The organism is Oryzomonas rubra (genome assembly GCF_008369015.1).
Taxonomy (GTDB): Bacteria; Desulfobacterota; Desulfuromonadia; order Geobacterales; family Pseudopelobacteraceae; genus Oryzomonas; species Oryzomonas japonica.
Genome location: NZ_SRSD01000001.1, coordinates 292,483 through 318,916, shown reverse-complemented (window position 1 = coordinate 318,916; position 26,434 = coordinate 292,483). Strand labels below are relative to the sequence as shown.

The following is a 26,434-nucleotide window of genomic DNA, read 5'->3' as shown; positions in this document are numbered from 1 at the left end:
ATTCGCCAATGGAAGAACCCCAACAGAATTCGCCCAAACCGTTTCCCATCCTTGTCGTGGATGACAACCTTCTGCAAAGAACCGTTCTCGAAGCCGGCCTGAAAGCGGCGGGGCACGATGTGGTTGTCGCTGAAAACGGCAAGGAGGGTCTCGATATCTTCAGGAAAGGGTATTATCCGATCGTCATGACCGATTGGGTGATGCCCGAAATGAACGGCCTTGAACTATGCCGGGCCATCCGCGCCGACGATTCCGGCCGCTATACCTATATTATCCTTCTCACCTCCCAGGATTCCAAAAACGACATCATTGCCGGGCTTGAGGCCGGGGCCGATGAATACCTGATCAAACCGGCCCATCAGGCCGAACTGGTTTCCCGCCTGAAAACGGCCAAGCGGGTGTTAGAACTGGAAAGTTCCCAGCAGCGCTACATCGAAGAGATCAAAAACCTCTCCCTCATCGACCCGGTGACCGGGATCTTCAATCGCCGCTACATGGAGGATCATATCCCCCAGGAGATCAAGCGGGCGTATCGTTATGAACGTGCGCTTTCCCTGATATTGGTCAGTATCAATCAGTTCAGGGATGTTATCGGAGCTTACGGGCACTACTCCGGCGACGTGGTGCTCAAAAGTTGCGCCGATTGCCTGGCGGAGTCGATTCGCAAGGACGTGGACTGGCTGGCGCGCTACGGCGAGGACTCGTTCGTGGTGGTGTTGGCGGAAACCGATATGGCCGGAGCGATGATCGTGGCCAAGCGTTTGCGCCTCAGGATCGCTTCCCAGGTCATCAAGATGTACGACAAAGAGGTGCGGATAAGCGCCAGTTTCGGCGTGTCCGGCTTTACCGCCAGCCAGCAGAAGACCGGCATGACCGCGGATGTGCTGATTGATAATGCGGATCGTTGTCTCACATCTGCCAGGGAAGAGGGAGGCGAAACGATCAAAGGGGTCAGGATCGGCTGAATTAGTCGGTAGACTGGTGTAACGCTTTACGATATAGTATTTAATTGACCGTTTTTGCTGATTTTTTAATAATAAACCCTGGTGGGGCTTTTGTTTTGTCCATGCGTCTATGAAGAAACCTTCCCCTCTCCCCATGGCCTGTCCCTACCGGCAGGCCGTTTCTATGACTGCTTCATGCTGAATGTCCTGACCGTGCCTCCGCTATTGACTTTATCAAAGCAAAAGGTATGCTCGGCACATCATCATCGTGAGGGGTTTCATGAAAGTCATTGTCGATCATTTGAAGGAAAAATTCATCGCCGGCCTGTTCGTGGTGATCCCGGTGGGGATCACGATCTTTATCCTGACCTTCCTGTTCAACTTTGCCGACGGCATCCTGGGCAGTTACCTGGACACCCTGTTCAGTCTCTTTATCCACCACGATCTCCATATACCCGGTCTCGGCATGATTACCGGCGCGGTCGTCATCTACTTTGCCGGCATCTTCGCCACCAATGTTCTGGGAAACCAGTTCCTCAAGCTTGGGGATAAACTGTTGGAGCGCATCCCGCTCGTCAAGTCGATCTACTCGTCCAGCAAACAACTGCTCAAGGTGTTCCGGGAAGGAAAAACCTCCTATCGCCGGGCGGTCTTTGTGGAGTGGCCGCGTCCCGGCGTACGCGCCATCGGATTTGTGACGGCCGAGGTCGTGCGTGACGGGGTACCGCTGGTGGTGGTCTACGTGCCGACCATGCCCAATCCCACCTCCGGCTTTGCTCTGTTCTTTCGGGAGGATGAGGTCTTCGACAGCGGCATGACCGTGGAGGAAGCCGTGAAGTTCGTGGTTTCCGGTGGCATGGTGATAAGCTGATGAGTAGCCCTCCGCAACACCCGGTGGCGCCATGACCACGTCCTTGCAGGAAACCCTGAAGAATATTTTCGGTTACACGTCGTTCAGGCCGCACCAGCAGGAAATCATCTCCGCTATTGTTGCCGGTGAGGATGCTTTTGTCCTCATGCCGACCGGCGGCGGCAAGTCCCTCTGCTACCAGGTGCCGGCCCTGCACCGGGCCGGGGTGGGCATTGTGGTTTCGCCGCTCATCTCCCTGATGAAGGACCAGGTGGACGCCCTGACGGCCAACGGCGTCGCTGCCGCGCTCTACAACTCTTCGCTGAAGGAGGCTGAGGCCCGGCAGGTGCTGGCCCGTCTCCATGGCGGCCAACTGGACCTGCTGTACGTCTCGCCGGAACGGCTGATGAGCGATGGTTTCCTGGACCGTTTGAAGGATCTGGACATCGCTCTGTTCGCCATTGACGAGGCTCATTGCGTCTCCCAGTGGGGACATGACTTCCGGCCGGAATACGTGCAACTCGGCCGACTGCGGGACCTGTTTCCCGGAATTCCGCTGATTGCCCTGACCGCCACCGCCGACCCCCAGACACGCACCGATATCATCGGGCGTTTGGGATTGACGGAGGCCGTTTGTCACGTGGCCGGTTTTGACCGCCCGAACATCCGCTACACGGTGCTGGAAAAACAGAAACCGTTCCAGCAGTTGAGCACCTTTCTCAAGGGACGTGCCGATGAGGCCGGGATCGTCTATGCCCTTTCCCGCAAGCGGGTGGAGGAGTTGGCGGGACGTCTGGCCGAGGCCGGTATCAAGGCTGCTCCCTACCATGCCGGCCTTTCGGACAGGGAGCGGCAGCAGACCCAGGACGCCTTTCAGCGGGACGACCTGCGGGTGGTAGTGGCCACCGTGGCCTTCGGCATGGGGATCGACAAGCCCAATGTGCGCTTTGTGGTGCACTATGACCTGCCGAAGAACATCGAGAGTTACTACCAGGAAACCGGCCGCGCCGGCCGGGATGGGCTGCCGGCCGAGGCGTTGCTCCTGTTCGGTTACGGCGACATCGCCATCTCCCGGGCCTTGATCGAAAATGGCGGCAACCCGGACCAGAAACGGATCGAGCTCCACAAGTTGAATGCCATGGTCGGTTTTGCCGAGGCGCTGACCTGTCGCCGCCGCGTCCTCCTGGGCTATTTCGGCGAGCATCTGGAGGAGGACTGCGGCAACTGCGATGTCTGCCAGAGCCCGCCGGAACGCTACGACGCCACCGAGGATGCCCAGAAGGCACTCTCCTGCGTCTACCGGGTCGGACAGCGCTTCGGCATGGGGCATGTCATCGAGGTGCTGCGCGGCTCACGCAGTCAACGCATCCAGAGTCTGGGGCATGATCGGCTCTCCACCTACGGCATCGGCAAGGAGTTGTCCCAGGACGCCTGGGGCGGGCTCATGCGCCAACTGCTGCACCTGGGCTACTTGGAGCAGGATGTGGGCAATTACTCGGTGTTGCACCTGACTGCCCGTTCAAAGCCGGTCCTGCGGGGGGAAGAGCAGGTGGTGCTGGCCCGGCCGCGGGTCAGGGTGGTGGCGAAGAAGGAGCCGAAACGCGGCAGGGGCGAGTTGGAGTATGATCGGGAGCTTTTCGAGCGGTTGCGTATGCTGCGCAAGCGCTTGGCTGATGAACAGCAGGTGCCCCCCTTCGTTGTGTTTGGGGATGCCACCCTGGTGGAGATGGCCGCCTATCGCCCCACGGATGACGATGGCCTGGCGCGTATCAGCGGGGTGGGGAAACACAAATTGGCCCGCTACGGGGCGGCATTCCTGCGGGAGATCCGCGGCGAGGCCGATCTCTCCGACAGCTAATGTCCGGTGTCTGACGTGCCGTAGGAGGCCTTGTGAAGATTGCTCCCCGATTTCCCCTGCGTATTTTCTATGACGGTTCCTGCTCGGTGTGCAGTTCGGCAATGGCCCGCTATCGTGTCAAGGGCGGAGGCGGGAAGCTGAAATTCATCGATATCAGCGCTCCGGAATTCGATCCTGTGGCCTATGGCATCCCCCTGGCCGAGTTCATGTATCAGTTGCATGCCATCGACCGGAACAACGTGGTCTATCGGGGGGTAGACGCCTTTGGGGCTATCTGGCGGGCCTTTCCGGCTTCGACAGGCTATGGTATTCTCGCAACCGTACTGTCGCTGCCCGGTTTTACCACCATTGCCAGATTGGGCTATCGGTTTTTTGCCCGGATTCGCCGGTTCTTGCCCAAGCAAAAAGCTGCCTGCGCCGATGGGAGTTGCAAAATCGGCAGACACAGGCTTGGGTAGCGGCGCGCCGAGGTCTGACAGGGGGAAGATTCGTGATGCTGTTCACCTATCCGGGGGGCAGCATGCACATGGAGAGTTCCCTTAGGTTTTAGCAGGTTGGTTGGTCAAACAAAAAAAAGCCCGTTGGAGACGATTCCAACGGGCTTTTGCTCTTCAGTGGGGTGGCCGGGCTGTTACTCTGCCTGAGGGGCGGCAGCACTTCCCGGTTCCGCTTTTTCACCCGGTTTGCGGCGTCTGCGGCGGCGTTTTTTCGCCGGCGCTTCTCCTGTTGCGCCCTCCGTAGCGGCGGTGGGAGAGGGGGGGGCTGCCACAGCCGCAGGTTTCGGTTTTACACTGCCGCTCCTCGCGGGACGAGCCGTCCGCTCGCCGCCCCGGCCCCGGCTGCCGCCGGTTTTGGCCTCGAGCGGCTTGCGTTTGGGCCGCGGAGTACGCACGTAGTCGTTGACGAACAACTCATCTTCAGCCCACTCCGTAGGAATCTTGTCCTTGATATACTCCTCGATGGCTTCCAGGAAAAAGGCGCCGTCCTCATCGGCCAGGGAGATGGCCTTGCCTTCGGAACCGGCCCGTGCGGTGCGTCCGATGCGGTGGACGTAGTCCTCGCAGTCCTGGGGCAGGTCGTAATTGATGACATGAGTAACCCCCTCGATGTGCAGGCCGCGTGAGGCAACATCGGTGGCGATCAGGATCGGGAGCTTGCCCTGCTTGAAATCGTCGAGGATGCGCATGCGCTTGCGCTGTTCCACATCGCCCGAGATGACGCGGCAGGGAAAACCGTTGGCGTTCAGCCTATCGAACAGGTACTCGGCCTCGCGCTTGGTATTGATGAAGATCATGGTGCGCTCCATCCCGGTGCGCCGGAGCAATCCCAGCAAAAGAGGGAATTTTTCCTTGCGGGAGACGTGGTATAAAACCTGTTCGACCCGCTCGGCGGTCATCTTTTCGGGCGTGACCGAGAGCTTTTGCGGCATGTTCATGAACTCGTAGGCAAGCTCCATGACCCGCAGGCTGAGGGTGGCCGAAAACATCAGGTTTTGGCGCTTGTCGTAGGGGGGAAGCTTCCGCAGAATGAAGCGCAGGTCGGCGATAAAGCCCATGTCGAACATGCGGTCGGCCTCATCGATCACCAGCATCTCAATCCCTTTGAGGGAATAGACCTTCTGTTTCAGATAATCGATCAGCCGGCCCGGGGTGCCGACTATGACATCGGCCCCTTCGCGCAGGGCGCTCCGCTGTTTCATGTAGTCGACCCCGCCGTAAATCGCCTGGGTGACCAGGCCGCAGTGCCGGCCCAACAGTTGTGCGTCTTCCTCGATCTGGACCACCAGTTCCCGCGTTGGTGCCAGGATCAGCGCCCGCGGCTGGTGCGTACTATTATCTTTATTTTCCAAAAGACGGGTAAACAGGGTGATCAGAAAAGCGGCGGTCTTGCCGGTACCGGTCTGGGCCTGGCCGGCCACATCCTTCCCGCCAAGGGTGAGCGGCAGGGTTTGTTCCTGAATAGGGGTGCATTCGCTGAAACCAGCGTCCCGGATGCCTTGCCGGACCTCTTCAGGGATTGAAAGCTCGTCGAATCGCATTAGTCTACTTCCTCATGTTACTCAAAAATATCTGATTGCTACTAATTCCATACCATATACCGTGACGTAGCGTCTGGCAATGGAAACATGAAGAATTTGCGCGGTGCGGCGGCCAGAAATGCTTTGACAAACCGTTTTTCATTCCATTACTATGACAAAACTTCACTTCAAGGAAACCACCAGATGCAGGCCGCCCTGAACATCATTGGAGACGAACTCAAGCTCGTCGAGCAGCAATTTCGCAAAGACCTGGAATCCGACGTACCCCTGATCCGCAAAGTCGGGGAATACGTGCTATCCAGCGGCGGCAAACGCGTCCGTCCGGCCTTGCTGCTGCTCGCCGCCAAGCTCTGCGGCTATCAGGGGGACAAGGCGGTTCCTCTGGCAAGCGTGATCGAGTTCATCCATACCGCCACACTGCTGCATGACGATGTGGTTGACAGTGCCACCCTGCGCCGGGGCATCGCCTCGGCCAACACCCTGTGGGGCAATGAGGCCTCGGTGCTGGTCGGTGATTTTCTCTTCTCCAAATCCTTTTCCCTGATGGTCGGCGTGGGCAGTTTTGATATCCTGCGGGTGCTCTCCGGCGCCACCACGATTATTGCCGAGGGAGAGGTCATGCAGCTGCTCTCAACCGGCGAACTCGATCTGACGGAAGAACGTTACATCGGCGTTGTGCGCGCCAAGACCGCCATCCTCATGTCGGCTGCCTGCGAGGCGGGGGCGATCCTGGGGGCTGTTCCGGCTGACCGGCAAAAAGCCATGGCCGATTTCGGCATGGAGTTGGGAATCGCCTTCCAACTCATGGACGACCTCCTTGATTACACCGCCTCCGAGGAGGAGTTCGGCAAAAGTATCGGCCATGACCTGGAAGAGGGCAAGATCACCCTGCCGCTGATCCACACCCTGCGCCAGTGTACCGCCGAAGAACGCTCCGTTATCGAAGTGGTTGTGGAAAAGGACGAGATGTCGCTGGATGAATTCCGCGAGGTTTCAGGCCTGGTCAAGCAGTACGGCGGCATCGAGTATACCGTGGAGGCGGCTAGGCGCTACATTGCCGCAAGCCAGGGACGCCTCGACCTGTTTGCCCCGTCGCCGCTCAGGGACGCCCTGGCGGAGCTTGCCGATTATGTGGTTACCCGCAGCCGCTAAGCCTTTCCCGACTGCCACGTACCGCAAATTTCTGGAGGAATACATGAAACGGTTTTTGTGTCTCGTCGTTCTGGGTGCAGTGGTGGCGCTTACGGCATGTACCAAAAAGGAAACAGCCAAAACCCAGGCTCCGCTCCAGGAAAACAGCCCGGCCCCGGCGATCACGGTAAACTCCCTGAACGGCAAGCCGCTGAACCTTTCGGACCTGAAGGGCAAGGTGGTGGTCCTCAACTTCTGGGCGACCTGGTGCCCCCCCTGCCGCGAGGAGATCCCTTCCATGATGAAGCTCAACAGCGCCATGGCCGGCAAACCGTTTCAAATGGTGGCGGTATCCATCGACGAGGGGGGCCAGCCGGCGATCGAGTCGTTCTTCAAGACCAGCGGATTCAGCCTGCCTGCCTATACCGATCCGGATAACCGTGCTGCCAAGGCATATGGCATAACCGGCGTACCTGAAACCTTTGTCATCGACAAAAATGGTATCCTGCTGAAAAAGGTTATCGGTCCGATGGCGTGGGATTCCCCCGATGTCCTGTCCTATCTGGAAGGGTTAGCGAAATAGGAGTCTTGCCGTGCATTCCCAGCATGTCACATATGTAGGCGCTTTCATCGCCGGGCTGCTTTCATTTCTCTCCCCCTGTGTCCTGCCGTTGATCCCTTCCTATATCACCTATATCACCGGTCTCTCCTTTGCCGATCTGCAGGCCGAGCATCCGTCTTACATCGTCCGCCGCAAGGCTATGCTGCACGCCCTTGCCTTCATTGCTGCCTTTACCGTGGTATTCGTACTGTTGGGGGCTTCGGCAACCTTTGTCGGTTCGTTCCTCCAGGAGCATATCGGGGTGGTGCGCAAGGTCGGCGGGGTATTGATCGTCCTGTTCGGCATCCATGTAACCGGGCTGGTGCCGCTTCATTTCCTGATGGGCGAGAAGAGGGTGCAGCTTCACCAAAAGCCGACGGGGTATGTGGGAAGTTTTCTGGTGGGTATCGCCTTTGCCGCCGGATGGACCCCCTGCATCGGTCCGATCCTGGCTTCGATCCTTATGGTGGCCGCCACCGAAGGCAGCATCATGCAGGGAATCATTCTGCTGCTGCTGTATTCCCTGGGTTTGGGGATCCCGTTCTTCCTCTCAGCCCTGGCCATGCATCAATTCCTGACCGTCTTCAACCGGTTCAAAAAATTTATTCGCGTATTCGAGATCTGTACCGGCCTTTTCCTGGTGCTGGTCGGCATCCTGATCTATACGAACGGCCTTGCGCGCCTTTCCGGTTATGCCGGTATGCTCTTCAAGGGGATTGAGTGAAGATTCACCGGGCGCGACACTCCATGCAACTTGCCGTGTCGCAACTATCGGTGACCGAAGCCTTCTATGCCGGCATACTGGAGTTGCCGGTGCAGCGTTCCTTTACCTCCCCGGGCGCCCCGGACTACCTCGTAATGGATATGGACAACATGGCCTTGATCTTCGTGGAAGAGGATGACGTCATAAGGTCCCATCCAATGCTTGAACCCCGTTTCAGCATGTTCCCCCGTGGTATCGGCATGACGCTGCATTTTCGGGTTGACGATATCGAAGGCATCAGCGAGGCCCTCGTGGAGGAGGGGTTGGAACTCCTCTACCCCCTTGAAGTCAAGCCCTACGGCATCAAGGAGTTGTGGTGCTTTGACCCGGACGGTTATCTGGTGGTACTGGACGAACCGGTTGAAAAGAGCAAGAGGTCCGGCTCGTAGGGAGGGGCGGCCCCGCGATCAATTATCCTTGACCTTGACTACGGAGAGTGGTACTCTCCGACCACAACATACACACTACCTTTTAATCCAGCCCGAGAGGTTGGCAAGGGTTACACAGATGACCGAAGCGAATCATATATCGAAGGGTCTTGCCGCATGCGTGGTGAGGCTCTTTTTTTGTGCTAAAGGGAAAGGTGGCCGACCATGGCGGACAATCTGACGGTACTGCTGGATGAAAGCGGCATCAAACGGGCGTTGACCCGCATCTCCCACGAGATCCTGGAACGGAACAAAGGGGTGCAGGATGTGGTCCTGATCGGCATCCGCTCGGGCGGGGCCTTCCTGGCCGAGGAACTCGCGCAATCCATTGCGATGATTGAAGGTGCAGCGGTTCCGGTGGGGGCGATCGACATCACCCTCTACCGCGACGACATCAAGAGTCATACCTCCCGTCTGCCGGTGGGAAAAACGGAGATCGGTTTTTCACTGCAAGGGAAAAAGGTCGTCCTGGTGGATGATGTGCTCTTTACCGGCCGCACCATTCGGGCCGCCATGGATGCCCTGATGGACCACGGCAGGCCGGAATGCATCCAGCTGGCGGTGCTGATCGACCGGGGACACCGGGAACTGCCCATCCGGGCCGATTTCGTCGGGCGCAACGTGCCGACCAGTTTGAAGGAAAATGTTCAGGTCATATTCAGCGCACAGAATCAGCCGCTTGAAGTTGTTCTTGAAAAATAGGGAGGAGGGGGCATGGCAGAGTTCAAACACAGAAATATCATTGCACTCAGGGACCTGACCAAGGAAGATATCGAGCTGCTCCTGGCGACGGCCGAAAACATGCGGGAGATCAACAGCCGCGACATCAAGAAGGTCCCCACGTTGCGCGGCAAGACCATCATCAATCTGTTTTACGAGGCATCGACCCGCACGCGGACTTCCTTTGAAATAGCCGCCAAACGGCTTTCCGCCGATACCGTCAATATCTCCCCTTCCACCAGTTCGGCTACCAAGGGGGAAACCCTGGCGGATACGGCCCTGAACCTCCTGGCCATGAAGCCTGATATCATCGTCATGCGCCATGCGGTTTCCGGCGCCCATTACCACCTGGCCAAAAAGGTGACCTGCTCGGTGGTCAACGCCGGTGACGGCGCCCATGAACATCCTTCACAAGGGCTTCTGGACCTGTTGACCATACGGGACCGGTTCGGCCGACTGGATGGCCTCAAGGTGGCCATTGTGGGCGACATCACCCATAGCCGGGTGGCCCGCTCCGATATCCAGGGGCTGACCAAGATGGGGTCCCACATCTACCTGGCCGGCCCGCCGACCATGATGCCGCCGGCGGTCGAAAGGCTGGGTAGCGTCACGGTGTGCGCCACCATGAGGGAAGCCATCCAGGATGCCGACGTGGTCGTAATGCTGCGCATCCAGCAGGAACGCCAGGGCAAGACCTTGATGCCCAATGCCCGGGAATACTCCCGCTACTTCGGGCTCAATCCCGAGAACCTCAAGCTGGCCAAGCCGGGAGCCATGGTCATGCACCCCGGCCCCATCAACCGCGGCGTGGAGATGTCCTCCTACGTGGTGAACGGCAACCAGTCCCATGTCCTCAAACAGGTGGAGAACGGCGTGGCGGTGAGGATGGCCATGCTCTACCACGTGTGCGGCGGTGAGTTGGAGTAAAGGCGAACACCTGCCACAGAGAAAGACGGATTCAAGCTGATACCTAACCACCCCTAACCCCTCCTGAATCAGGAGGGGGACTATAAGCTCCCCTCCTTGATAAGGAGGGGCTGGGGGTGGTTGATAGTAGTGCCATCTTGATTGTAACTTGGAATTAATTCTACTTCTCTTTGAGGTGACCATATGAATCTTTTGATCAAGAACGGCCGGGTGATCGATCCTTCCCAGGGGTTGGACGAGATGGCGGATGTGCTGGTGGAAGCCGGGCTGGTGAAGGAGATCGGCAAGAACCTGAAGGCGCCGGCCGGCGTGGAGACCGTCGATGCCGCCGGGAAATACGTGGTGCCGGGACTGGTGGACATGCACGTGCACCTGCGCGATCCGGGGTTGGAGTACAAAGAGGATATCGTCAGCGGCACCAAGGCCGCGGCAGCGGGTGGTTTCACCTCCCTGGCCTGTATGCCCAATACCAAGCCGGCCATCGACAACAAGGCCGTGGCCAGCTATATCATCAACAAGGCCAACACCGACGGGTTCTGTAACGTCTTTCCGGTCGGCTGCATCACCTACGGCATGGGCGGCGAGCGCATGGCCGAGATGGGCGAGTTGAAAGAAGCCGGTTGCGTTGCGGTTTCGGACGACGGCAGGCCGGTCGCCAATGCGGAGCTCATGCGCCGCGCCCTCGAATATGCCCGAGGCATCGGCATTCTGGTCATCTCCCATGCCGAGGACCTGGCATTGGTGGGGGAGGGGGTCATGAACGAGGGGTTCACCTCCACGGAACTCGGCTTGAAGGGGATTCCCCGGGTTGCCGAGGATATCGCCACGGCCCGGGACGTGCTGCTGGCAGAATACACCAATTCGCCGCTCCACATCGCCCACGTTTCCACCAAAGGGTCGGTGCGCATCATCCGCGAGGCCAAAGCCCGCGGCGTCAAGGTGACGTGCGAAACCGCGCCCCATTACTTCACCCTGACCGATGACGCGGTCCGCGGTTACGACACCAACGCCAAGATGAACCCGCCGCTGCGCGAGGCCGATGACGTGGCCGCCGTCAAGGAGGGACTCCGGGACGGCACCATCGACTGCATCGCCACCGATCACGCGCCGCACCATCTGGATGAAAAGGACGTGGAGTTCAATGCGGCCCTGAACGGCATCATCGGCCTGGAGACATCGCTGCCGCTCTCCCTGAAGCTGGTAGGGGACGGCATTCTGACCCTTAATCAATTGATTGAAAAAATGTCATGCAATCCTTCGAAAATACTTGGCATCTCGCGCGGGAGTCTTCGCGTCGGCAGTGTGGCGGACCTGACCGTAATCGATCCCGCCGCCGAGTGGCCGGTGGAGACGGAAAAGCTGGTCAGCAAGTCCCGGAACACCCCCTTTGTCGGCTGGAAGATGAAAGGGGTCGCGGCCTGTACCATCCGGGGCGGCGCAGTGGTTTTTTCCCGGTAATTAACGTCGGAGGATGCCATGCTGCAGCTCAAGCGGGTGTATGAACCAGCGGAAGCGGGGGACGGTAAGCGCATCCTGGTCGATCGCCTCTGGCCACGGGGGATCTCCCGGGACGCGGCCCGGATAGATGCCTGGCTCAAGGATATTGCACCCAGCGACCAGTTGCGCCGCTGGTTCGGCCATGCCCCCGAAAAATGGGAGGAGTTCCGCAGCCGTTACCGGGAAGAGCTCCGGGAACATGCCCCCCTGGTGGAGCAACTGCGCAACGAAGCGGACGATACAACCATAACCCTGCTGTTTGCCGCGCGCGATTGCGACCGGAACAATGCAGTGGTTCTGAAACAAGTCATCGAGTCTTATCAAAAGGAGTCATACGTATGAAAGCAGTTCTTGCGCTCGCCGATGGGCGCATTTTCGAGGGGAGATCATTTGGAGCCGGCGGCGAGGCCACGGGTGAAGTGGTTTTCAATACCTCCATGTGCGGTTATCAGGAGGTCCTGACCGATCCATCCTATAAGGGGCAGATGGTCACCATGACCTACCCCCAGATCGGCAACACCGGCATCAACCCCGAGGATATAGAGAGCCGCGGTCTTTTCCTCTCCGGTTTTATCGTCAAGGAGTATATGGACTGCTACTCCAACTGGCGCGCCACCATGAGCCTGGACGCCTACCTCAAGGAAAACAGTGTCGTGGGCATCCAGGGTCTCGACACCCGTGCCCTGACCCGGCATCTGCGGGACAAGGGGGCCCAGAACGGGATCATCTCCACGGTTGATTTCGACCGGGAGAGCCTTGTCAAAAAGGCGCGGGCCGTCCCCAGTATGGCCGGTCTGGACCTGGCCAGCGGCGTCAGTTGCGACAAGCCGTACCATTGGACCGAGGGGCTGTGGAACTTGGAGACAGGCTATGCTGCGGTCGATCCCGCCACCCTCAACTACAAGGTGGTGGCTTTCGATTTCGGCATCAAGTACAATATCCTACGCTGCCTCGTGGATGCCGGCTGCGACGTGACCGTGGTGCCGGCCGCGTTCCCGGCCGAAGAGGTCCTGGCCATGAATCCGGACGGCATCTTCCTCAGCAATGGCCCGGGCGACCCGGAGCCGCTGACCGGCGTGATCGAAAACCTTCGCAAGCTTATCGGCAAAAAGCCGATCTTCGGCATCTGTCTCGGCCACCAGTTGCTGGGATTGGCCCTGGGTGGCAAGACCATGAAACTCCCCTTTGGCAACCACGGCTCCAACCTGCCGGTCATGGACATGACGACCCGCAAGGTCGAGATCACGGCCCAGAATCACGGTTTTGCCGTTGATCTCGATTCCCTCGGGACTGTGGCCTGCCTGGGGCATGAGAACCTGAACGACCAGACTGTAGAGGGAATCCGCCACTGCGACCTGCCGATCTTCTCTGTGCAGCATCACCCCGAGGCCTCGCCGGGACCGCACGATTCCCAGTATCTGTTTGGAAGGTTTGTGGAGATGATGGAGAAGTATCGCTAGAGGCACGGTTGCCGCTTTTACGCCAGATCGGCGTAAGTCTTCGGCATCGTTTGTGCGGCATAGCGCTGCTATGCCTCCGCGCGATACCTCGACAGCCTTGATCTGACGCAAAATCGGCAACCGACAGAAAAAACGAAGACCTAAGAAGAAATGACTTTGAACTATCTGACCCTTTATCACTCGGGCGAGTTGCTGGAGCGTGTCCGCGCGGCCTATGGTCGTCTGGCCGCCTGCGATATCTGCCCCCACGACTGCGGTGTGAACCGTCTCCGGGGGGAGCTGGGAATCTGCGGTGCCGGGGCGCATCCGGCAATCGCTTCGGCTAATGTTCATAACGGCGAGGAACCGCCCATCTCCGGCAGCCGGGGGTCCGGCACGATCTTTCTCACCGGGTGCAGCCTGAAATGCCGCTTCTGCCAGAATTTCCCCATCAGCCAGATGGGCAACGGCGAGGTGATAACGACAAAGGTCTTGGCCGATCGGATGCTCAAGCTCCAACAGCGGGGGGTGCACAACATCAATCTCGTCACCCCCACCCACTACGTGCCCCAGATCCTGGCTGCGCTCTATCTGGCAATTCCCCTGGGGTTCCGGCTCCCTCTGGTCTGGAATTCCAGCGGCTACGAAAAGGTTGATGCCCTGGCGCTCCTGGACGGTGTGGTGGATGTCTTTCTGCCGGATATGAAGTATGCCGATAACGGAACCGCCGAGCGTATCTCCTCGGCCCCGGGGTATGCGGACATCAACCGGTCGGCTGTCGCCGAGATGCTCCGGCAGGTGGGGCACCTTGAACTCGACGATGAAGGCTTGGCGGTCAAAGGGTTGATTATCCGTCATTTGGTACTGCCGGGAGGGTTGGCGGAAACGCGTAAAACCTTGTCCTGGATTGCCGGGAACCTGGGGACGGCAACCCATATCTCCCTGATGCGCCAGTACTTCCCGGCCCACCTGGCCGTGGGCATGCCGGTACTCGGCCGCAAGCTCACCGACGACGAGTACGATGAGGCGCTGGAAGCACTGGAAGAGTTCGATCTGGACAACGGCTGGGTGCAGGATTGAGCGAAGGGGGCATAACGGCGATGGACACCACGAGCAACCATGCGGATCATTGCCTTATCTTTAAAATCTGCGCCAGGATAGAGGCCCAAACCGCGGAACTCTATCACTATTACAGTGAGCTTTTTCGCGAGAACCACGATGCAGCGCAACTGTGGCACAAGACAGCGCTTGAGGAGGAAAATCACCTCCGGCAGTTCGAGCTTGCCGACCGGCTCTATCGTAATGTGGACTTTGTCGTGGCGATTGATCCCGAGCGAGCGGAAAGGGTATGCCACAAGTTGGGCATGCTTTTGTCCCATGTCCGGCAACAGCCCCCCGATCTCGAAACGGCCCTGTCACGGGCCATCGAGATGGAGGAATCACTGGCCGACCTGCACATGGAGAGCGTCGTCAGGTTTGCGGATGGTTCCATCCAGAAGATCTTCAAGGCGATGATGCGTTTCGACCAGGAGCATGTCCAGCTGCTAAAAAGATTCCTGACCGACGTGACCCAGTCCCGGACGGATAGGGACGGATGAAAACGATAGGGCTGCTGATAGTATCCAACATTTTCATGACCTTTGCCTGGTACGCCCATCTCAGAAACCTGCGTACCCGGCACTGGCTGATCGCCGTGGCGGTTTCCTGGGGGATCGCTTTCTTCGAGTACCTGATCCAGGTGCCGGCCAACCGCATCGGTTACGGCCGTTTCTCCCTGGCGCAGTTGAAGATCATGCAGGAGGTCATCACCCTGTCGGTCTTTGTACCCTTTGCCGTACTGTACATGGGCACCACCCTGACCTGGAATTATCTCTGGGCCGGTTTTTGCCTGGCTGGAGCCGTTTTTTTCATATTTCGCTAATCACGAGAAGGAGTCATGCATATATGCCGAAACGTACCGACATCAAGAAAATTCTCATCATCGGAGCCGGACCGATCGTCATCGGTCAGGCCTGCGAATTCGACTACTCCGGCACCCAGGCCTGCAAGGCCCTGAAGGAGGAGGGATTCGAGGTGGTACTGTTGAACAGCAACCCTGCCACCATCATGACCGACCCGGATTTTGCCGACCGTACCTACATCGAACCGGTGACCCCCGATATTTTGGCCAAGATCATCGAGCGGGAGCGTCCTGATGCTATTCTGCCCACCCTGGGCGGCCAGACGGCTTTGAACACCGCCGTGGCGGTGGCCGAAGCGGGTATCCTGGACAAATTCGGCGTGGAGTTGATCGGCGCCAAGCTGCCGGCCATCAAGAAGGCCGAGGATCGCACTCTATTTAAACAGGCGATGGAAAAAATCGGTTTGGCCGTTCCTTCCTCGGGCCTGGCCCACAACTATCGGGAGGCCATGGAAGTCGTCAAGGCGATCGGATTCCCGGCCATTATCCGCCCCTCGTTCACCCTGGGCGGCACCGGCGGCGGCATTGCCTACAACATGGAAGAGTACGAAAAGATGGCCCTGGCCGGCATCGACGCATCGCCCACCGACGAAATTCTGGTGGAGGAGTCGGTCATCGGCTGGAAGGAATATGAACTGGAGGTGATGCGCGACACGGCCGACAACGTGGTGATCGTCTGCTCCATCGAAAACTTCGACCCCATGGGGGTGCATACCGGCGACTCCATCACGGTCGCCCCGGCCCAGACCCTGACCGACAAGGAATATCAGATTCTCCGTGACGCGGCCCTCAAGATCATCCGCGAGATCGGCGTGGATACGGGCGGCTCCAATATCCAGTTCGGCATCAATCCCCAGAACGGCCGCCTGGTGGTGATCGAGATGAACCCGCGCGTCTCCCGGTCATCGGCCCTGGCCTCCAAAGCCACCGGCTTCCCCATTGCCAAGATCGCCGCCAAACTGGCGGTGGGGTATACCCTGGACGAGATCACCAACGACATCACCCGCGAGACGCCGGCCTGCTTCGAGCCGACCATCGATTACGTCGTCACCAAGATACCCCGCTTCACCTTTGAGAAGTTCCCGGCCGCCGATGCCATCCTGACCACCCAGATGAAATCGGTAGGGGAGGTGATGGCCATCGGCCGTACCTTCAAGGAGTCGTTTCAAAAGGCGCTCCGTTCCTTGGAGATCGGTTCTTCCGGTTTCGAGTCGCGCCTGTTCGACCTGAATGCCGAAACACGCCGGGCTCTGACCGTCAAGGAGCAGCAACTGCTGATAGAGAAGCTGCGCACCCCTAATTGGGAGCGGCTCTGGTACGTGGGCGACGCCTTGCGCAGCGGCATGACCGTTGCCGAGATCCACAAGCACACCGCCATCGACCCCTGGTTTTTGCACAATATTCGCCAGATCATCGAGATGGAGGAACGGCTGAAGCTGGTTGAGCCGAAGAATTCTAGCAAAGAAGATCTTAAACAGATCATCCGCGAAGCCAAGCAGATGGGCTTTTCGGACAAATTCCTGGCGCAGCTCTGGCGGATGAACGAAGATGCGCTGCGCGGCCTGCGCTGGTCTCTGGGGGTACGCCCGGTGTATAAGCGGGTCGATACCTGCGCCGCCGAGTTCGTAGCCTATACCCCGTACCTGTACTCGACCTATGAGGAAGAGTGCGAGGCCGAGCCGACGGACCGCAAGAAGATCATGATCCTGGGGGGCGGCCCCAACCGCATCGGCCAGGGGATCGAATTCGACTACTGCTGCGTGCACGGCGTCTTTGCCCTGGCCGAGGACGGCTACGAGACCATCATGGTCAACTGCAACCCGGAGACGGTTTCCACGGATTACGACACCTCGGACCGGCTCTACTTCGAACCTTTGACCCTGGAGGACGTGCTGGAGATAGTCGCCAAGGAAAACCCGGTGGGCGTGATCGTGCAGTTTGGCGGCCAGACACCGCTCAAACTGGCGGTGGCGCTTGAAAAAGCGGGCGTGCCGATCATCGGTACCTCGCCGGATGCCATCGACCGGGCAGAAGACCGGGAGCGATTCCAGGAAATGCTCCATAAACTGGGGTTGCGCCAACCCGAGAACGGCACGGCCCGCTCTTTTGAGGAGGCCGAGAAGGTGGCCAACCGTATCGGGTACCCGGTCGTGGTGCGCCCATCCTACGTGCTGGGCGGACGCGCCATGGAGATCGTCTACAACGCGGAAAACCTGCTGCGTTACATGACCACCGCCGTCCAGGCTTCGCCCGGGCACCCCATCCTGATCGACAAGTTCCTGGACGAGGCCATCGAGATCGACGTGGATGCCCTCTGTGACGGCAGCGAGGTCGTCATGGGCGGGATCATGGAGCATATCGAGGAGGCCGGCATCCATTCCGGCGATTCGGCCTGTTCCTTGCCGCCGTACTCCATTTCCGCCGATACCGTGGCCGAGATTCGCCGCCAGACCGTCCTGATGGCCCTGGAACTGAACGTCAAGGGGCTCATGAACGTGCAGTACGCCGTCAGGAATGGCGATATCTACATCCTGGAGGTCAATCCCCGGGCTTCACGCACCGCGCCCTTCGTTTCCAAGGCAACCGGACGCCCCCTGGCAAAGATAGCGGCCCGGATCATGGCCGGCAAAAGCCTCAAGGAGTTGGGTGTGCACGGCGATATTGTGCCGAAGCACATATCGGTCAAGGAGGCGGTGTTCCCCTTTGTCAAGTTCCCCGGCGTGGATACGATTCTGGGGCCGGAGATGAAGTCCACCGGTGAGGTGATGGGTATCGGCGACACCTTCGCCAAGGCCTTTGCCAAGTCGCAACTGGGGGCCAATGTGAAGATGCCGTTGACCGGCAATGCCTTTATCAGTGTGCGGGACGCCGACAAGAAACATGTTGTAACCACAGCTGAAAAGTTGTATAGAAATGGTTTCGCAATCTGGGCGACCGGCGGCACCGCCGCGTTTTTGGAAGAAAAGGGGATTCCGGTCCGCCGGATCAACAAGGTTGTCGAGGGGCGTCCCCATGTGGTTGACGCCATTAAGAACGACGAGATCAACCTGGTGGTCAACACGACCCATGGAGCTCAGGCCGTGGCAGATTCCTTTTCCATTCGCCGCGAGTCCCTGATGCACGGCATTGCCTATTACACCACGGTGGCTGGTGCCAAGGCGGCAGTGGACAGCATCCTTGCCCTGAAAGCCCAGGATGTGGCCGTCAAGACCCTGCAGGAATATCTGGAAGAATAGCGGCCGGAGGCATGTCCTCCCGCCGATTTGTTTTGTGTGCTTGTGCAATAGTGGCACTAATTTATGTGTTCAGGAGATCGATAGTAGATGTCCCATTCCATACCGTTGACAAAAGAAAGTTTTGAAGCGCTCCAGGAAGAGTTGAAACGCCTGATCCGCGTGGAACGCCCCAAGGTCATTCAGGACATTGCCGAGGCACGCAGTCACGGCGATCTCTCGGAAAATGCCGAGTATGACGCCGCTAAAAACCGTCAGGCCTTTATCGAAGGACGCATTCAGGAGCTGAATGGCAAGCTGGCCCGGGCCTATGTGGTTGACCTTTCCGGCATGAAACCGGACAAGGTGGTGTTCGGCTCCACCGTCACCCTGTACGACACCGCCTCCGAGGAAGAGGTGTGCTACAAGATCGTCGGCGAGGATGAGGCGGATATCAAGCTGAGCAAGATATCGTGCACGTCTCCCGTTGGCAAGGCGCTGATCGGCCACAAGCTTGACGATACCGTCAAGGTGATGGTCCCATCGGGAACCAAGGAATACGAAATCATCGACATCAAGTACGAGTAAAGGGCGGGGCATCCCCCTTCTTGCGAGGAGAGACGACAATGGCTGGTACGATTACGAAGGATATGACCTTTTTTGAAGTTATGCGCATGTATCCCGACGCCGTCGCGGTGTTGCAGAAGTACAACCTGGGATGTATCGGCTGCATGGGCGCCCAGAATGAAAGCCTCGAACAGGGGGCCAATGCCCACGGTATCGATGTGGAGACGCTGGTAAAGGACCTGAACGCGGCCATCGCCTGATTCACCGCCAGGCCGATTATTGCAAAAAGCCCCGGGGAACATTTCCCTTGGGGCTTTTTGCGTTTCCGGAATGAAGTGTGTACAATCAAAACAGTAAAGACTGAGCGTAAGGGAGGTCGCCATGCGACTCTTTATCGCCATCGAACTGCCTGGTGAGATCAAGAGGCAACTGGAAGGAATGGGCGCCGGGATACCGGGTAGCCGCTGGGTGCCGGCTGACCAGATCCATCTGACCCTGGCATTCCTCGGAGAGGTTGACGACAGCACGCTCAGGCAGTTGACCGGGGCATTGGCAAGGATTCGGGTGCCCGGTTTCACCCTCCGGTTCAGCGGCACCGGTTGCTTTCCCGACCTGCGTCGGCCCAGGGTACTCTGGGCCGGGCTGGAACCGGAGCCAAAGCTGGACGATCTGGCTTTTCTGGTGCGTGAAGCGGCGGTGGCTTGCGCTATCGCCCAGGAGGAGCGCCCCTTTTTCTCCCACGTCACCCTTGCTCGCCTCAAGCTGCCCGCTCCCCGCGAGGTGGAGGCGTTTCTTGCGCGTCACCGCACACTGAAGTTCCCGCCGATTGACGTTCGGGAGTTCTTGCTCTTTCAGAGCCGACTGACGCCCCAGGGGGCCATTCATACGCCGGTAAAAGGGTTTACCCTCTTGGCGAACACGGCGTCCAGCGGGGCCCTGCAGGAAAATTGATCTCCCCGTGCCTTGATTCCCACCGGTTTTTGCCGGGAGTGTGCCCTCTCCGGTCGGGGAGGCGGGCGTGCCCCGTTTGATGTGGATTTTGGCGCTGTTATGGTGTATAAATGCCGAATTATCTCTGACTCCATAAACTTCAGCGCGATTCTGGAAAGTTGCCATCTCACCATGGATATCGGCCCAGGCTATTCAGCATCCATAACCATTGCCAGCCCCGCACCCCTTTCCGGAAAGGCGGCCCGAACCGCACCGGAGTTGAGAGTTGTCCTGTGCCGAAGGTAACGCTTTCGTCCAATAACGCCCTGGTAATCCCCCCCGATTTGCTCGCCCATCTCGGTATCGGACCGGGCGGCGTTGTTTCCGTTGAGTTGGAGGCTGGAGGGGCACTGGTGCTTCGTGGGGCAGGGGACGCCTCCCGCTGTGCCGCGCCCCCGAAAGAGGCGGTGGAAAGTCCTGCACCGGTGAGGTCTCACCCCAAAGATGATGGCGCTACGCTGAAGGAGGCTATTGCCCGCAAGAACCTCCAGACCCGCATGCAGTTCATCAAGGGTGTTGGTCCCAAGCTCACGGAACTGTTGGAAAAACGCGGCGTTGCGACCGTCGAGGATGCCTTGTACCTGTTGCCGCATCGCTACGAGGACCGCCGCGAGTTGACCCCTGTTGCCCGTTTGAAGCCCGGTTTCAGTGCGGTCTTTTCCGGAAAGGTGCTGTCGGCCGATATCGCGGCCACCAAAGGGGGAAGACGTTTTTTCGAGGCCCTGGTGGCGGACGACAGCGGTTCCATTACCTTGAAGTGGTTCAACGCCAACCCCACCTTCATGAAGCGGGTTTGGAAGGCGGGCCGAACCGGCGTCTTCGTCGGCGAGGTCACTCAGTTTGGCTTCCAGCGGGAAGTACACCACCCGGACGTCGAGTGGCTTGCGGAGGGCAAGGACATCCAGGATATCCTGGATGCCGATCCGGTCAACTTCGGCAGGATCGTACCGGTATATCCCCTGACCGAAGGGCTGAGCCAGAAGGTCATGCGGCGAGTGATGAAGGAGGTGGTGGACGGTTTCCTCGGTTCGCTCCAGGAACTGATCCCCACGCCCATCCTGAAACCGCTGCTGCTGCCCGGCCTGCGGCAATCCGTGCGGGAGCTGCACCTGCCGCCGCCTGAAGCCGGGCTGGATGACCTCAATCAGGGGCGCACCCCCGCTCACCGGGCCATTGCCTTTGACGAGTTCTTCTTCTGGGAACTGGGCTTGGCCTTGAAAAAGCGCGGCGTGACCCTGGAGGAGGGGATTGCCTTCCAGGTAACCCATCGCTACACCAAACAGTTGGCCAAGATGCTCCCCTTTGAGCTGACCGGTGCCCAGCGCCGGGTCCTGTCCGAGATCAAGGCGGACATGATGGCGCCGCATCCCATGCACCGGCTGGTGCAGGGGGACGTGGGGAGCGGCAAGACGCTGGTGGCGCTGATGGCGGCGCTGATCGCAGTGGAAAACGGCTATCAGGTGGCCATCATGGCCCCGACCGAGATCCTTGCTGAACAGCACTGGCATACCATCCATCGCTTTTGCAAAGAATTGGGCGTTGAAACCGCATTGATTACCGCAGGTATGAAGGGCAAGGCCAAGTCGGAAGCCATGGGGCGCGTGGCGTCCGGCAGTGCCCAGATCGTCATCGGCACCCATGCCGTCATCCAGGATAAGGTCGAGTTTGCCCGCCTGGGGTTGGGAGTCATCGACGAGCAACACCGTTTCGGTGTCCTGCAGCGCGGCATTCTCAAGAAGAAGGGCGCCAACCCCGATATCCTGGTGATGACTGCCACCCCGATTCCCCGAACCCTGGCCATGACCCTGTTCGGCGACCTGTCGTTGTCGGTGATCGACGAATTGCCGCCGGGCCGCACACCGGTAGAGACGCGAATAGCCTTCGAATCGCGGCGGCCGCAGGTATATGCCGCGATTCGCGAGGAGGTACGCCAGGGACGGCAGGCCTATGTCATCTATCCCCTGGTGGAGGAATCCGAGAAATCGGACCTCAAAGCGGCCAGCCAGATGGCCGAGCATTTGAGCCAGGCGGTGTTTCCCGATCTGCGCATCGGCCTGCTGCACGGCCGCATGGCGCCGGATGAGAAGGAAGCCGTTATGGGGGCCTTCAAGGCCCGGGAATTGGACGTCCTGGTGTCCACCACGGTTATCGAGGTGGGAATCGATGTCCCCAACGCCACGGTCATGGTCATCGAGCATGCCGAACGCTTCGGCCTCTCCCAACTGCACCAGTTGCGGGGGCGGGTGGGGCGGGGCAGTGCACGGTCCCGCTGCATCCTTTTGACCGCCGGCAAGTTCTCCGATGATGGCGAAAAGCGGCTGCGGGTCATGGAATCGACCAACGATGGCTTTCGCATTGCCGAAGCCGATCTGGAGATTCGCGGTCCCGGCGATTTTCTCGGTATCCGCCAGTCGGGTATGCCCGATTTTCGGGTGGCCAATATCCTGCGGGACGGGGGCATCCTGGAACAGGCCCGCCAGGCGGCGTTCGGGCTGTTGGAGCAGGACCCCGAGCTGTCGGCGGTGGGCCATGGCCCCCTCAAGGAAGAGTTGCTCCGCCGCTGGGGACAGCGGCTGGAGTTGGCGTTGATCGGGTAGTTTTTACTTCTCGCTGGTGAATAGGATGTTTGCGGTATGCGTGTACTGACAGGTTCGGACGTTTTAAAGAAAAACTTTGATAGTTCTGTTGTAACTATTGGTAATTTCGATGGAGTTCATAGAGGCCATGCCGAGTTGTTTCGGCAGGTGAAAGCAGCGTGCGTCCAGCGGGGCCTTCCCTCGGTGGTGGTCACCTTCGAGCCGCACCCGCTGGCGGTGCTGGCGCCTAAAAATGCTCCTCCGCTGATCACCACGTTTGCCCAGAAGAAGGCCCTGATCGCCGAAACGGGTGTCGATTGCCTGGCTGCGATCGACTTCACGCCAGAATTTTCCCGGATGCCGGCTGAGGCGTTCGTGCGCGACATCCTCATGGGGTGCCTGGGGATGCGCCATATCATCATAGGCCATGATTACGCCTTTGGGAAGGACCGCCAGGGCAACCAGAAAACCCTGGAACGGCTGGGGAAAGAATACGGATTTACCCTGGAGGATATCAGCCCGGTCGGGGAGGGGCGCACCATTTTCAGCAGCAGTCTGGCTCGCCGCCTCATCAGCCGCGGAGATATGCCGGCGGCCACCGGCATTCTTGGGAGGTATCACGTCATCTCGGGGACGGTCGTGCATGGTCGGGAGATCGGCCAGACCCTCGGGTTCCCCACCGCCAATATCTCGACCTGCAATGAGCTGCTTCCCCCCGATGGTGTGTATGCGGTCATGGTTGCCGTGGATGGCCGCATCCTGCAAGGCGCCTGCAACATCGGCAACAACCCGACCTTCGAAGGCGGAGCGCGGACCATCGAAGCCTTTTTGCTCGACTTTTCCGGCCAACTCTATGGCCATGAAATCGCTATCTGCTTTGTGCAGCGTTTGCGGGAGGTAATGAAATTCCCGGATGTCGCTGCGCTCATCACGGCCATTCAGCAGGATGTGGCTACCACCAAATCAATCCTGGCCGCGGCCGATCAGAGCCTGATCAAGCCCTTGTTTTCCCCGGAACGGATCGGAGAATGACGTGAAACGCACCTTTGATGTGAAGTTCTGGCTGGGGATCGGCATCAGCGCCTTTTTTATGGCGCTGCTCTTCAGGAAAATCAATTTCCAGCAATTGGGCGCAGCCCTGCTGATGGTGGATTACCGCTATATCGCGCTGGCGGTGCTGTTTACCTTTATCAGTTATTTCCTGCGAGCGGTGCGCTGGCGTTATCTGCTGATCTCCGAAAAGCCGATTCCGCTGGCATCGCTCTATCCGGCAACCATCATCGGTTATATGGCCAACAACCTGCTCCCGGCCCGGCTGGGGGAGTTTGTGCGTGCCTATGTCTTGGCCCGGCGTGAGGGGTTGGAGACGCCGGCGGTCTTCGCGTCCCTGGTCATTGACCGTCTGTTCGACGGATTCACGGTGCTCCTGATTCTTCTGGCGACCCTGTTCACCCTGCGCCTGCCCGGCAACATGGCCGACGCCGAAACGGCGCTGCGGGCCGGCGGTGTGGCCATGTTCCTGCTCTACTGCGGCGTGCTCGTGTTCCTGTATCTGCTGAAGCGGCAGACCATGCGGACCCTTAATCTGGTGGCGTGGCTGCTGAAACCGTTTCCCAAAAGGGTGAGCGAGCGTCTCATCCCGCTGTTGGGCTCGTTCATCACCGGTATCCGGTTGTCCAGCAAGGGGGGGCATATCCTGGCCATTCTGGCGTCATCGTTTTTCATCTGGATGTTTGCGGTGCTGCCGGTGGACATGACGCTTCGGGGGTTCGGTATTCATCTCCCCATTACCGCCTCCATGTTCATTCTGGTGTTGCTGGTGTTTGCCGTCATGGTGCCGGCCTCACCCGGCTTTATCGGCACCTACCATTATGCCTGTTTCAAGGGGCTTTCGGCCTTCGGCATTGCCGACGTCACCTCGGTCAGCATTGCCCTGATCATTCACGGCACGGCTTTTTTCCCGGTTATCATCGCCGGATTTTACCACCTCTGGAGCGGCGGAATATCGCTTAATTCGGTTCGAAAGGCTGGTGAGGCTTCATGAAGAAAAAATTCTCATTCGTTTTTTGGAGATCTCTGCTCCCGGAATGCGTGGACCCGTATCTGATTCTGGCCTTCGCCATACCGTTCGGGCTCTACATGGCGACCCTGGCCCCCTCGGTGACCTTTTTCGACAGCGGTGAGTTTCTGACCGCCTCCTACTCCCTGGGGTCGGCCCACTCGCCCGGCTACCCCCTGTTTCTCATGTATGCCAAGCCTTTTACCTGGCTGCCGTTCGGCAACATCGCCTTTCGCATCAATATGGCCACGGCCTTTTCGTCATCCCTGGCCTGCATGAGCGTTTATCTTCTCACGCTCCGCATTCTTAAGGATGAGCGGATTGTGGAACAGGAGCGTTTTGCCGGTTTTGCCGTCAAAGCCGCTGGACTGGCCGCAGCACTCGCCTTCGGCGTCACCCCGCGGCTCTGGCTCCAATCCAATCACGATAAGCCTTATCCCCTGCTCGCCTTTATCACGGCGGTTATTTTTCTCCTGCTGTTGAAGTGGCGCGAGCACTACAAAAACGGCAGTGAACGGCCGGCCTATGTCTATGCGTGCACCTTTCTGGCCGGGATGAGCATGGCGGCCCACCAGTCGGTCGTTCTGCTCCTGCCGTCATGGTTTTTGCTGATTGTGCTGACTGACTGGCGCATGGTTCTGAGGGTCAAGGAATTGATCCTGGCCACGGCCTTTGCCCTGCTGGGGTTTTCCATACACCTCTACCTGCCATTGCGGGCAACTCAGAATCCTCTCCTGAACTGGGGCGACCCCAAAACCTATGGGCAGTTCATGTGGCATTTCCTGCGCAAAGGGTACCCGGCTGAACCCCATCCGCGTGACGTCTCTTTGTGGTGGGCTCAAATCAAGGCATTCAACATCCCCCACGAATTCACCTGGCTTGGGGGGGCATTGGCGATCCTGGCCCTGGTTTGCCTCTGGCGACGGCAGCGCGATGTGGCCATCGCCTATCTAGCCGGCGTTATTACGTTCCTTGCCGTCATCGCCGGGTACTTCAATACGCCGAATGAAACCATCTTCCTGACCGAGGAATTCTTTACCCCGCTCTACCTGTTGACCGCCGTGCTGATCGGTATCGGGTTGTTTCACCTGCTCGGATTTGCGCTACACAGGGCAAAACTTCCCGAACGCTACGACCTGCGGGTGTATCTCCTGGTGACGGTGATGTATTTTGCGCTGCCGGTATCCCTGTGCGCCGTGAACTATTACGAGAACGACCAGCACGACAACTATATTGCCTACGATTATGCCACCAACTCCCTGCGGTCACTGCCCCAGAATACGATCATGTTCACCTGGGGCGACAGCGGCGCCTTCCCGCTCTGGTATCTGCAAGGGGTTGAGCGGATGCGCGAGGATGTGGACCTGCCCCATACGCCCCATCTGGTGTTCGGCTGGTATCTTGACTCCATGCCGCGGGTATTTCGGAATTCCACCCTGAAAAGAATGGATGTTCAGGCCATGGACCCCGAAGCCTGCCTGCGCATAGCCATTGCCGAGCAGATCGGCCAACGGCCGGTGTATATAGATTTTTCGACCCGCTACTCGATCACATCCAGTGAATTCATACCGGTCCAAAAAGGGCTTGTCTACCGTATGCGTCGTAGTTCTGAACCCGGGGGGCTCCCCGACATCTCCGTTTGGGAAAATTACAACAACCGGGGGATTCTGGAGAAGATATCCTTCCTGGATCTGGATACCGGCAAGGCAATCCTGATCTATGCCAACAGCTATCTTGAGGCCGGCGATTTTCTGCTCAGTGTGGGCCGGCCCACGGAGGGGATGCGGATGCTGACCATGGCAGGACAGATCTCGCCCGAGATGCAGCCCAATATCCGGCAGGTGCTCATGCGCTACGGCATGGCGAGGTGACGG

Annotated in this window: 25 protein-coding genes; 24 read left to right on the top strand and 1 reads right to left on the bottom strand. The window is 58.9% G+C overall.

The window, feature by feature from the left end:
- Positions 1-8: 8 nt before the first annotated feature.
- The 4 genes from ET418_RS01490 to ET418_RS01475 all read left to right on the top strand — a co-directional run bounded on the left by ET418_RS01490 (position 9) and on the right by ET418_RS01475 (position 4,110).
- Positions 9-965 (top strand): diguanylate cyclase, encoded by a 957-nt coding sequence (locus ET418_RS01490; RefSeq protein WP_149305802.1) that lies wholly within the window; start codon positions 9-11, stop codon positions 963-965.
- Positions 966-1,224: 259 nt separating this feature from the next.
- Positions 1,225-1,815, top strand: coding sequence for a DUF502 domain-containing protein (locus tag ET418_RS01485; protein ID WP_149305801.1), 591 nt, complete (start codon positions 1,225-1,227; stop codon positions 1,813-1,815).
- Between the two features lie 31 nt (positions 1,816-1,846).
- Positions 1,847-3,652 (top strand): DNA helicase RecQ, encoded by a 1,806-nt coding sequence (gene recQ / locus ET418_RS01480; protein WP_149305800.1) that lies wholly within the window; start codon positions 1,847-1,849, stop codon positions 3,650-3,652.
- 32 nt (positions 3,653-3,684) lie between these two features.
- Positions 3,685-4,110 carry a thiol-disulfide oxidoreductase DCC family protein gene (locus ET418_RS01475; RefSeq protein ID WP_149305799.1) on the top strand — a complete coding sequence of 142 codons (426 nt, stop codon included), beginning with the start codon at positions 3,685-3,687 and terminating at the stop codon, positions 4,108-4,110.
- Positions 4,111-4,283: 173 nt separating this feature from the next.
- On the opposite strand, the gene ET418_RS01470 is transcribed toward ET418_RS01475, so the two are convergent.
- A complete protein-coding gene (locus tag ET418_RS01470) occupies positions 4,284-5,690 on the bottom strand; it encodes a DEAD/DEAH box helicase (protein WP_149305798.1) in 1,407 nt (468 codons plus the stop codon).
- 183 nt (positions 5,691-5,873) lie between these two features.
- Here ET418_RS01470 and ET418_RS01465 point away from each other — a divergent pair, with 183 nt between their 5' ends.
- The 20 genes from ET418_RS01465 to ET418_RS01370 all read left to right on the top strand — a co-directional run bounded on the left by ET418_RS01465 (position 5,874) and on the right by ET418_RS01370 (position 26,431).
- Complete coding sequence (locus ET418_RS01465) at positions 5,874-6,842, top strand: polyprenyl synthetase family protein (protein WP_149305797.1); 969 nt, start codon at positions 5,874-5,876, stop codon at positions 6,840-6,842.
- 43 nt (positions 6,843-6,885) lie between these two features.
- Complete coding sequence (locus ET418_RS01460; RefSeq protein ID WP_149305796.1) at positions 6,886-7,404, top strand: TlpA disulfide reductase family protein; 519 nt, start codon at positions 6,886-6,888, stop codon at positions 7,402-7,404.
- A 10-nt stretch (positions 7,405-7,414) separates the two neighbouring features.
- Positions 7,415-8,146, top strand: a complete 732-nt coding sequence (locus tag ET418_RS01455; protein ID WP_149305795.1) for a cytochrome c biogenesis CcdA family protein — start codon at positions 7,415-7,417, stop codon at positions 8,144-8,146.
- A 2-nt stretch (positions 8,147-8,148) separates the two neighbouring features.
- A complete protein-coding gene (locus tag ET418_RS01450) occupies positions 8,149-8,574 on the top strand; it encodes a VOC family protein (RefSeq protein WP_420819508.1) in 426 nt (141 codons plus the stop codon).
- Positions 8,575-8,778: 204 nt separating this feature from the next.
- Positions 8,779-9,315 carry a bifunctional pyr operon transcriptional regulator/uracil phosphoribosyltransferase PyrR gene (gene pyrR, locus ET418_RS01445; RefSeq protein WP_149305794.1) on the top strand — a complete coding sequence of 179 codons (537 nt, stop codon included), beginning with the start codon at positions 8,779-8,781 and terminating at the stop codon, positions 9,313-9,315.
- Positions 9,316-9,327: 12 nt separating this feature from the next.
- Complete coding sequence (locus tag ET418_RS01440) at positions 9,328-10,260, top strand: aspartate carbamoyltransferase catalytic subunit (protein ID WP_149305793.1); 933 nt, start codon at positions 9,328-9,330, stop codon at positions 10,258-10,260.
- Positions 10,261-10,443: 183 nt separating this feature from the next.
- Positions 10,444-11,718 (top strand): dihydroorotase, encoded by a 1,275-nt coding sequence (locus tag ET418_RS01435; protein WP_149305792.1) that lies wholly within the window; start codon positions 10,444-10,446, stop codon positions 11,716-11,718.
- Positions 11,719-11,736: 18 nt separating this feature from the next.
- A complete protein-coding gene (locus tag ET418_RS01430) occupies positions 11,737-12,099 on the top strand; it encodes a DUF488 domain-containing protein (RefSeq protein WP_149305791.1) in 363 nt (120 codons plus the stop codon).
- The gene (carA, locus tag ET418_RS01425; protein ID WP_149305790.1) at positions 12,096-13,217 is read left to right on the top strand and encodes a glutamine-hydrolyzing carbamoyl-phosphate synthase small subunit; all 1,122 of its coding nucleotides are present in this window, start codon (positions 12,096-12,098) and stop codon (positions 13,215-13,217) included. The genes ET418_RS01430 and carA overlap by 4 nt, the downstream gene beginning before the upstream one ends.
- Positions 13,218-13,367: 150 nt before the next feature.
- Positions 13,368-14,276, top strand: a complete 909-nt coding sequence (locus ET418_RS01420; protein ID WP_149305789.1) for a radical SAM protein — start codon at positions 13,368-13,370, stop codon at positions 14,274-14,276.
- A 20-nt stretch (positions 14,277-14,296) separates the two neighbouring features.
- Positions 14,297-14,794, top strand: a complete 498-nt coding sequence (locus ET418_RS01415; RefSeq protein WP_149305788.1) for a ferritin family protein — start codon at positions 14,297-14,299, stop codon at positions 14,792-14,794.
- A complete protein-coding gene (locus ET418_RS01410; protein WP_149305787.1) occupies positions 14,791-15,117 on the top strand; it encodes a DMT family protein in 327 nt (108 codons plus the stop codon). Before ET418_RS01415 ends, ET418_RS01410 begins: the two co-directional genes overlap by 4 nt.
- A gap of 23 nt (positions 15,118-15,140) precedes the next feature.
- Positions 15,141-18,392, top strand: coding sequence for a carbamoyl-phosphate synthase large subunit (carB, locus tag ET418_RS01405; protein WP_149305786.1), 3,252 nt, complete (start codon positions 15,141-15,143; stop codon positions 18,390-18,392).
- An 87-nt stretch (positions 18,393-18,479) separates the two neighbouring features.
- Positions 18,480-18,956 (top strand): transcription elongation factor GreA, encoded by a 477-nt coding sequence (gene greA / locus ET418_RS01400; RefSeq protein WP_149305785.1) that lies wholly within the window; start codon positions 18,480-18,482, stop codon positions 18,954-18,956.
- A gap of 38 nt (positions 18,957-18,994) precedes the next feature.
- Positions 18,995-19,195: a DUF1858 domain-containing protein gene (locus tag ET418_RS01395; RefSeq protein ID WP_149305784.1), complete on the top strand. Its 201-nt coding sequence runs from the start codon at positions 18,995-18,997 to the stop codon at positions 19,193-19,195.
- A 121-nt stretch (positions 19,196-19,316) separates the two neighbouring features.
- Entirely contained in the window at positions 19,317-19,886 is a 570-nt protein-coding gene (thpR, locus tag ET418_RS01390; protein WP_149305783.1) for an RNA 2',3'-cyclic phosphodiesterase, read from the top strand.
- A 272-nt stretch (positions 19,887-20,158) separates the two neighbouring features.
- Positions 20,159-22,522, top strand: a complete 2,364-nt coding sequence (gene recG / locus ET418_RS01385; protein WP_149305782.1) for an ATP-dependent DNA helicase RecG — start codon at positions 20,159-20,161, stop codon at positions 22,520-22,522.
- A 36-nt stretch (positions 22,523-22,558) separates the two neighbouring features.
- Positions 22,559-23,533: a bifunctional riboflavin kinase/FAD synthetase gene (locus ET418_RS01380; RefSeq protein WP_149305781.1), complete on the top strand. Its 975-nt coding sequence runs from the start codon at positions 22,559-22,561 to the stop codon at positions 23,531-23,533.
- 1 nt (position 23,534) lies between these two features.
- Entirely contained in the window at positions 23,535-24,545 is a 1,011-nt protein-coding gene (locus ET418_RS01375; protein ID WP_149305780.1) for a lysylphosphatidylglycerol synthase transmembrane domain-containing protein, read from the top strand.
- Positions 24,542-26,431: a glycosyltransferase family 117 protein gene (locus ET418_RS01370; RefSeq protein WP_149305779.1), complete on the top strand. Its 1,890-nt coding sequence runs from the start codon at positions 24,542-24,544 to the stop codon at positions 26,429-26,431. The genes ET418_RS01375 and ET418_RS01370 overlap by 4 nt, the downstream gene beginning before the upstream one ends.
- The last annotated feature ends 3 nt before the right edge of the window (positions 26,432-26,434 follow it).

Bases quoted from the DNA above. Each gene is read 5' to 3' on its own strand.
- ET418_RS01490 (WP_149305802.1), top strand. From the start codon at position 9: ATGGAAGAACCCCAACAGAATTCGCCCAAACCGTTTCCCATCCTTGTC.
- ET418_RS01485 (WP_149305801.1), top strand. From the start codon at position 1,225: ATGAAAGTCATTGTCGATCATTTGAAGGAAAAATTCATCGCCGGCCTG.
- recQ (WP_149305800.1), top strand. From the start codon at position 1,847: ATGACCACGTCCTTGCAGGAAACCCTGAAGAATATTTTCGGTTACACG.
- ET418_RS01470 (WP_149305798.1), bottom strand. From the start codon at position 5,690: ATGCGATTCGACGAGCTTTCAATCCCTGAAGAGGTCCGGCAAGGCATC.
- ET418_RS01465 (WP_149305797.1), top strand. From the start codon at position 5,874: ATGCAGGCCGCCCTGAACATCATTGGAGACGAACTCAAGCTCGTCGAG.
- ET418_RS01460 (WP_149305796.1), top strand. From the start codon at position 6,886: ATGAAACGGTTTTTGTGTCTCGTCGTTCTGGGTGCAGTGGTGGCGCTT.
- pyrR (WP_149305794.1), top strand. From the start codon at position 8,779: ATGGCGGACAATCTGACGGTACTGCTGGATGAAAGCGGCATCAAACGG.
- ET418_RS01440 (WP_149305793.1), top strand. From the start codon at position 9,328: ATGGCAGAGTTCAAACACAGAAATATCATTGCACTCAGGGACCTGACC.
- ET418_RS01435 (WP_149305792.1), top strand. From the start codon at position 10,444: ATGAATCTTTTGATCAAGAACGGCCGGGTGATCGATCCTTCCCAGGGG.
- ET418_RS01430 (WP_149305791.1), top strand. From the start codon at position 11,737: ATGCTGCAGCTCAAGCGGGTGTATGAACCAGCGGAAGCGGGGGACGGT.
- carA (WP_149305790.1), top strand. From the start codon at position 12,096: ATGAAAGCAGTTCTTGCGCTCGCCGATGGGCGCATTTTCGAGGGGAGA.
- ET418_RS01420 (WP_149305789.1), top strand. From the start codon at position 13,368: ATGACTTTGAACTATCTGACCCTTTATCACTCGGGCGAGTTGCTGGAG.
- ET418_RS01415 (WP_149305788.1), top strand. From the start codon at position 14,297: ATGGACACCACGAGCAACCATGCGGATCATTGCCTTATCTTTAAAATC.
- ET418_RS01410 (WP_149305787.1), top strand. From the start codon at position 14,791: ATGAAAACGATAGGGCTGCTGATAGTATCCAACATTTTCATGACCTTT.
- carB (WP_149305786.1), top strand. From the start codon at position 15,141: ATGCCGAAACGTACCGACATCAAGAAAATTCTCATCATCGGAGCCGGA.
- greA (WP_149305785.1), top strand. From the start codon at position 18,480: ATGTCCCATTCCATACCGTTGACAAAAGAAAGTTTTGAAGCGCTCCAG.
- ET418_RS01395 (WP_149305784.1), top strand. From the start codon at position 18,995: ATGGCTGGTACGATTACGAAGGATATGACCTTTTTTGAAGTTATGCGC.
- thpR (WP_149305783.1), top strand. From the start codon at position 19,317: ATGCGACTCTTTATCGCCATCGAACTGCCTGGTGAGATCAAGAGGCAA.
- ET418_RS01380 (WP_149305781.1), top strand. From the start codon at position 22,559: ATGCGTGTACTGACAGGTTCGGACGTTTTAAAGAAAAACTTTGATAGT.
- ET418_RS01370 (WP_149305779.1), top strand. From the start codon at position 24,542: ATGAAGAAAAAATTCTCATTCGTTTTTTGGAGATCTCTGCTCCCGGAA.